At 69.1% G+C, this 6,763-nt stretch carries 5 protein-coding genes and 1 pseudogene; 5 read left to right on the top strand and 1 reads right to left on the bottom strand.

The genetic code is table 11. The annotated features are described in order from the left end of the window. Window positions 1-96: 96 nt before the first annotated feature. Window positions 97-606: pseudogene (locus AB0H32_RS31895) on the bottom strand (HNH endonuclease); the annotation flags it as partial. Window positions 607-923: 317 nt separating this feature from the next. On the opposite strand from AB0H32_RS31895, the gene AB0H32_RS31890 reads away from it, so the two are divergent. The 5 genes from AB0H32_RS31890 (at window position 924) to AB0H32_RS31870 (ending at window position 6,756) form a co-directional block, all read left to right on the top strand. Continuing rightward, on the top strand, window positions 924-2,024 hold the full coding sequence (locus AB0H32_RS31890; protein ID WP_361127686.1) for a mechanosensitive ion channel family protein: 1,101 nt from the start codon (window positions 924-926) through the stop codon (window positions 2,022-2,024). A 220-nt stretch (window positions 2,025-2,244) separates the two neighbouring features. Continuing rightward, entirely contained in the window at window positions 2,245-3,456 is a 1,212-nt protein-coding gene (locus AB0H32_RS31885; RefSeq protein WP_361127683.1) for an ROK family transcriptional regulator, read from the top strand. An 88-nt stretch (window positions 3,457-3,544) separates the two neighbouring features. Beyond that, window positions 3,545-4,888 carry an ABC transporter substrate-binding protein gene (locus AB0H32_RS31880; protein WP_361127680.1) on the top strand — a complete coding sequence of 448 codons (1,344 nt, stop codon included), beginning with the start codon at window positions 3,545-3,547 and terminating at the stop codon, window positions 4,886-4,888. A gap of 3 nt (window positions 4,889-4,891) precedes the next feature. Further along, on the top strand, window positions 4,892-5,860 hold the full coding sequence (locus AB0H32_RS31875; RefSeq protein WP_361127677.1) for a sugar ABC transporter permease: 969 nt from the start codon (window positions 4,892-4,894) through the stop codon (window positions 5,858-5,860). A 2-nt stretch (window positions 5,861-5,862) separates the two neighbouring features. Then, entirely contained in the window at window positions 5,863-6,756 is an 894-nt protein-coding gene (locus AB0H32_RS31870) for a carbohydrate ABC transporter permease (protein WP_361127674.1), read from the top strand. Window positions 6,757-6,763: the final 7 nt, after the last annotated feature.

The following is a 6,763-nucleotide window of genomic DNA, read 5'->3' as shown; positions in this document are numbered from 1 at the left end:
CCTTCTGGCCGGCCCGGGCGTGCCGGTAGGCGAGGCCCTTGCCCTGCGGGCCGGTGCCGCCGAGCACGCCGACGACCAGCCCGGAGACGTCGGGCCCAGGGCGTCGTCCGCGCCGAACGGCTGCAGGTAGGGCAGCCAGCGCGGGTCCCTATGTCCGGTCCCGATGATGCGCCAGGCCAGACCGGTGGGCGGGGCGGGTTTGTGGCGCAGCCGCCAGCCGATCTCCACGAGGTGTCGGTCGGCCTTCACGTGGTTGCAGCGGCGGCAGGAGGCCACCACGTTGTCCCAGACGTGCTTGCCCCCGCGGCTGCGCGGGATGACGTGGTCGACGCTGGTTGCGACGCCACCGCAGTACATGCACCGGCCCCCGTCGCGGGCGAACAGCGCCCTGCGGGTGAGAGGAACGGGCCCGCGATAGGGAACCCGGACGAATCGCTTGAGCCGGACCACGCTGGGTGCGGGGACTGTGACGGTTGCGCTGTGCATAAAGGCGCCGGATTCCTCGAGGGAGACCGCTTTGTTCTCCAGGACGAGGACGAGCGCGCGGCGGAGCGGTACGACGCCGAGCGGCTCGTACGACGCGTTGAGGACCAGGACATGCGGCACGGGGGCCTCCTTGGGCGTCGGCGGCGCGTGGCTCGCGCCGGGACGATCTGCAGTCAGTCTCCCCTCATGCCTGGTGGAAGCGCCACCATGTCCCGGTAACGGGCTGGGAGTGTTTTCGACCACACCCGGTTCATCCCCCGGATCATGGCCTGTTCAAGCCCGGGTGAGCCCGGTCTCTCCCGTGCCTCTCCTTCGCGGATCGGCGTGGTGCACACACAATGCCCCGTTAGTGTGGTGGTTCTGTCCGTCCGGTAATCCTTTCGTGACCTTGACCGCCCCACCGGAGCGGACCGCGCAGCACCATGGAGGTACCTGCCGTGTCCTTGCCCGTCGTCCTAACGGCCGCCGGTGCGACGCCGTCGCCGTCCCCCTCGGGGTCGACGGCCCCGGCCGTGCCAACGCTTCAGGACGCCCAGCAGAGCGCGACGAACGCGGCGAGCTGGGTGGAGCAGAACTGGTCGACCTGGCTCGCGATGGGCCTGCAGATCCTGCTGATCCTGGTCGTGGCGTTCGTGCTCAGAGCGGCGGTGCGACGGGCGATCACCAAGCTGATAGACCGGATGAACCGGACCGTGGAGTCGGTGGACGGCACCGCGCTGGGCGGTCTGCTGGTCAACGCCGAGCGGCGCCGGCAGCGCTCGCAGGCGATCGGCTCGGTGCTGCGCTCGGTGGCGAGCTTCCTGATCCTCGGCACGGCCGCACTGATGGTGCTGTCCACCTTCAGGATCAACCTGGCGCCGCTGCTGGCGTCCGCCGGTGTGGCCGGTGTGGCGATCGGTTTCGGCGCGCGGAACCTGGTCACGGACTTCCTCTCCGGCGTGTTCATGATCCTGGAGGACCAGTACGGCGTCGGCGACACGATCGATGCGGGAGTGGCCTCCGGCGAGGTGATCGAGGTCGGGCTGCGGGTGACCAAGCTGCGCGGTGCGGGCGGCGAGATCTGGTACGTCCGCAACGGCGAGGTCAAGCGGATCGGCAACCTCTCCCAGGGCTGGGCGACCGCCGGGGTCGACGTGACCGTGCGCTCGGGCGAGGACCTGGACCGGGTGAAGGCCACGCTGGACGAGGTCGCCGTGCAGATGAGCAAGGAAGAGCCCTGGAACGAGCTGCTGTGGGGGCCGATCGAGGTGCTCGGCCTGGACAGCGTGCTGATCGACTCGATGGTGGTCCGGGTCTCGGCGAAGACGATGCCCGGCAAGTCGGTGACGGTCGAGCGCGAGCTGCGCTGGCGCATCAAGCGGGCGTTCGACGCGGCGAGCATCCGCATCGTGGGCGGTGCGACGGCCGCCGAGGACGCCGAGGACGCCCCCGATCCGGCGGCGGCGGTGGCGGCACCCTCGGTCTACTCCAACGCCGACTCCCCGCAGTCGGCGGCCACGACGCCGATCACTCCGCAGCAGCGGTCGGCGCCGAAGTAGGGCGCCCCGCCCCCACGCCTTCTCCGCCGCCCCCGAGGTAACGACTCTGTTGCCTCGGGGGCGCTGTCTATTGACGCCCTCTTCGTCCTGGGCTTACGTTCCTCCCACCCGAATAGGAAACTTTCCTAACAGTGATCTTCCGGCTGCCGATGATCAAGGCTGGACGCCAAGGTCGGGTCGCTGGAAAGCTGGGCAGACGGAAAGGCAGGTGTCGACCCCCATGGCAGGAACCGCCGGTACGCCGGGCACCCCGCGCGTCCTGCGCGCCATGAACGACCGCGCCGCCCTGGACCTCCTGCTGGAGCACGGGCCGCTGTCCCGCACCCGGATCGGCAAACTCACCGGCCTGTCCAAGCCGACCGCCTCCCAGCTGCTGGCCCGTCTGGAGGCGGCCGGACTGGTCCGGCTCACCGGCACCAGCGAGGGCCGGCCGGGCCCCAACGCCCAGCTGTACGCCGTCAACCCCGCGGCCGCCCACGCCGCCGGGCTCGACGTCACACCGACCCGGATCCGCGCCGCCGTCGCCGACATCACCGGCCGCACCGTCGGCGAGCACGAACTGCCCACTCCGGGCCGCCGCCCGGCCCAGCCGGTCGTCGAGCAGGTCACCGAGGCCCTCGACGGCGCGGTGAAGGCGGCGGGGCTGGCTCGCAGCGACGTCCACCGGCTGGTCATCGGCACCCCGGGCGCCTTCGACCCCAACACCGGGCGGCTGCGCTACGCCTCCCATCTGCCCGGCTGGCACTCCCCCAGCCTGCTCGACGAACTCGCCGCCGCACTGCCGATGCCGGTGGAGTACGAGAACGACGTCAACCTCGCCGCCATCGCCGAACAGCGGCTCGGCGCGGCCCGCGGCCACGCGGACTTCGTGCTGCTGTGGAGCCAGGAGGGCCTCGGCGCCGCACTGGTCCTCGGCGGCCGGCTGCACCGCGGCTGGACCGGCGGCGCCGGCGAGGTCGGCTTCCTGCCGGTGCCGGGCACCCCGCTGGTGCGCCAGGTGACCAAGGCGAACAGCGGTGGCTACCAGGAGCTGGCCGGCTCCCAGGCGCTGCCGAAACTGGCCCGGGAACTCGGCATCGAGGACGTGCCGTCGGGGCCGTACACCGAGGCCGCCGCGGAGCTGGTGGCCCGCGCCGCCGACCACGCGGGCGGGCCGTACCGGGAGCTGCTGCAGGCCTACGCGACCCGGCTGGCCACGGGTCTCGCCTCGCTCGTCTCCGTCCTCGACCCCGAACTCGTCGTCCTCAGCGGCTCCGCCCTGACGGCCGGCGGCGAGGTGCTGCGCGGCCTCGTCCAGGCCGAGCTGGAGGAGCTGGCGGCCGCCCGCCCCCGGCTCGTCGTCGGCGACGTCCGGGAACACCCTGTGCTGCGCGGGGCACTGGAGTCCGCGCTCGCCGCCACCCGCGACGAGGTCTTCGACACCGCCCGCTGAGCCCTGCAGTCCCCTCCCTCTTCACCCTGCAGCCCCCTTCCGGTTCCCCTTCCCTCTCTCACCCACCCCGCCCCCGGGAGACCTCGCCATGCCCGAAGTCGCACCCTCCCCTGCCCGAAAAGCGGCATTTGCCGTGACCGCTTCGCTGGCCCTGCTCACCACCGCCTGTACCGGCCAGTCCAACTCCGGCGCCACCGACGACGCCTCCAAGGACACGACGATCAACTTCTGGCACGCCTGGAGCGCGCCGAACGAGGTGGACGCGGTCAAGTCCCTGGTCGCCGGGTTCGAGAAGGCACACCCCAACATCCACGTGAACATCGTCGGCAACATGACCGACGACAAGATCAACCAGGCGCTGCGCTCCGGCGGCGACCGGGCGCCGGACGTGATCTCCTCCTTCACCACCAACAACGTGGGCAAGTTCTGTTCATCGGGCGCGCTGGTCGACCTGAACCCCTTCTTCAACAAGTCGAAGATCGACCCGGAGACGACCTTCCCGAAGACGATGAACGAGTACACCCGGTTCGACGGCAACCGCTGCACGGTGCCGCTGCTGGGCGACGCGTACGGCCTCTACTACAACAAGACGGCGTTCAAGAAGGCGGGCATCGCCGGACCGCCGAAGACGTGGTCCGCATTCGAGGCCGACGCCAAGAAGCTCACGATCCCGCAGGGCGACGGTTACAAGCAGCTGGGCTTCATGCCGGACTACCACGGCTGGGAGTCCACCACCGAGCACTACTTCGGGCAGTTCTCCCCGACGTACTTCGACAAGAACGGCAAGTCCGAGCTGGCCAAGGACCCGGCGTTCGAAAAGGGCTTCACGCTCCAGAAGAAGCTCGTCGACGAACTCGGCGGATTCCAGAAGCTGGAGAAGTTCCGGGCGACGCTCGGTGACGAGTGGGGTCCCAAGCACCCCTTCCACACCGGCCAGGTCGCCATGCAGATGGACGGCGAGTGGCGCCTGGGCATGGCCGGGGACGCCAAGCCGGACTTCGAGATCGGCGTCGCGCCGCTGCCCGTCCCGGACGAGCAGGCGAGCCAGTACGGCAAGGGCTACATCACGGGCACCATCGCGGGCATCGCCGCCTCCAGCCACAAGCAGAACGCGGCCTGGGAGCTGGTGAAGTACATGACCACGAACACGGACGCGGTGGTCGGCTTCGCCAACGACATCCACAACGTGCCGTCCACGCTCGCCGCGCTGAAGTCGCCGAAGCTGAAGTACGACCCGCGGTTCAAGACCTTCCTGGACATCGCCGCGAACCCGGACTCCACCACCACTCCCGCCTCGATCAACGGCGGTGTGTACCTGGTGACGATCCAGCAGTTCGGCTACGACTACGAGAGCGGCAAGGTCACCGATCTGAAGGCCGGCCTGAAGAAGACGGCCGCGCAGATCGACACGGACATCGCGCAGGCGAAGTAGCCCATGAGCACGATCACGCCCGCCTCGAAGCGCCGCAGTGCCGGCCTCGCTGCGAAGCAGCGGAAACAGGCACTGCGCACGGCCGCCTTCATGTCGCCCTGGTTGATCGGCTTCGCGGTCTTCTTCGCGTACCCGCTGATCTCGACGGTCTACTTCTCGTTCATGCACTACGACGGCTTCAAGCCGCCGACGTGGAGCGGAACGAAGAACTGGACGTACGTCTTCGAGCACTACCCCCTGTTCTGGCCCGCCCTGCGCAACACCCTGTGGCTGGTCCTCGTCATGGTGACCCTGCGGGTCGTCTTCGGACTCGGTGTGGGGCTGCTCATCACCAAGATCAAGAGCGGCGCGGGGGTCTTCCGCACCCTCTTCTACCTGCCCTACCTGGCCCCGCCGGTCGCGGCGACCATGGCCTTCGCCTTCCTCCTCAACCCCGGTACGGGCCCGGTCAACTCCATCCTGGAGAAGGCGGGTGTCCCGGCACCGGGCTGGTTCAACGACCCGGCCTGGTCCAAGCCGGCCCTGACCCTGCTGGCGCTGTGGGGCATCGGCGACCTGATGGTCATCTTCATGGCCGCGCTGCTCGACGTACCGGCGGAGCAGTACGAGGCGGCGGAGCTGGACGGGGCGTCGGCCTGGCAGCGGTTCCGCTACGTCACCCTGCCGAACATCTCGCCGATCGTGATGTTCGCCGTGGTCACCGGCGTCATCCAGACGATGCAGTACTACACCCAGCCGCTCATCGCCGGGAAGGTCGCCTCGGGCGTGATCCAGGGCGCGGGCACCCAGTTCGAGCCCGGCTACCCGGACAAGTCCACGCTCACCCTCCCCCAGCTCGTCTACAACCTCGGCTTCCAGCGCTTCGACTACGGCTCCGCGTGTGTCGTCGCCCTCGTCCTCTTCGTCCTGTCGATGGTGTTCACCGCGTTCCTGATGCGGCGCCGGGGCGGTCTCATCCAGGCAGGTGACTGACCATGACCCAAGTACTGGACCGGCCGGTGAAGCCGGCACTGCCGGTGTCCGGGGCGGAGCGGACGGCCCGCCGCAGGGCCCTGCTCGAATGGATCGCCGTCCACTCCCTCGGCGTCGCCGCCGCCCTCTTCTTCACGCTCCCCTTCGTGTTCGTGTTCCTGACCTCGCTGATGAGCGACACCCAGGCCCTGAGCCGGGACCTGACCCCGCACACCTGGGAGTGGGGCAACTACCGCAAGGTCTTCGACACCCCCGGCTTCCTGACCTGGTGGAAGAACACGCTGATCTACGCCGGTCTCGGCACCGCCCTGACCGTGGTGTCGTCGATCCCGGTGGCGTACGCGCTGGCGAAGTTCCGCTTCCGGGGCCGCAATCTGTCGCTCATGCTGGTGATCTCGATGATGATGCTGCCGCCGCAGGTGGTCATCATCCCGATGTACCTCTTCTGGGCGAAGCAGCTGGACCTGTCGGGCACGCTGTGGCCGCTGATCATCCCGATGGCGTTCGGGGACGCGTTCTCCATCTTCCTGCTGCGCCAGTTCCTGATGACCATCCCGAACGAGTACGTGGACGCGGCGAAGGTGGACGGCTGCGGCGACCTGCGGACCCTGCTGCGGGTGGTCCTGCCGATGGCGAAGCCGGGCATCGCCGCCGTCGCCCTCTTCCAGTTCTTCTACGCCTGGAACGACTACTTCGGCCCCCAGATCTACGCGTCCGAGAACCCGGGCGCCTGGACGCTGAGTTACGGCCTGGAGTCCTTCAAGGGCGCCCACCACACCGACTGGAACCTCACCATGGCCGCGACCGTGCTGGTCATGGCCCCCGTGATCCTCGTGTTCTTCTTCGCCCAGAAAGCGTTCGTCGAGGGCGTCACGCTCACCGGAGTGAAGGGTTGATCTCTGT

It is taken from the genome of Streptomyces sp. NPDC020362 (assembly GCF_040642095.1).
In the GTDB taxonomy this organism is placed as follows: domain Bacteria; phylum Actinomycetota; class Actinomycetes; order Streptomycetales; family Streptomycetaceae; genus Streptomyces.
Note: the sequence above shows the minus strand (reverse complement) of the source record. Positions and strands in the feature narration are given on the sequence as shown.

Bases quoted from the DNA above. Each gene is read 5' to 3' on its own strand.
- AB0H32_RS31870 (WP_361127674.1), top strand. From the start codon at position 5,863: ATGACCCAAGTACTGGACCGGCCGGTGAAGCCGGCACTGCCGGTGTCC.
- AB0H32_RS31885 (WP_361127683.1), top strand. From the start codon at position 2,245: ATGGCAGGAACCGCCGGTACGCCGGGCACCCCGCGCGTCCTGCGCGCC.
- AB0H32_RS31880 (WP_361127680.1), top strand. From the start codon at position 3,545: ATGCCCGAAGTCGCACCCTCCCCTGCCCGAAAAGCGGCATTTGCCGTG.
- AB0H32_RS31875 (WP_361127677.1), top strand. From the start codon at position 4,892: ATGAGCACGATCACGCCCGCCTCGAAGCGCCGCAGTGCCGGCCTCGCT.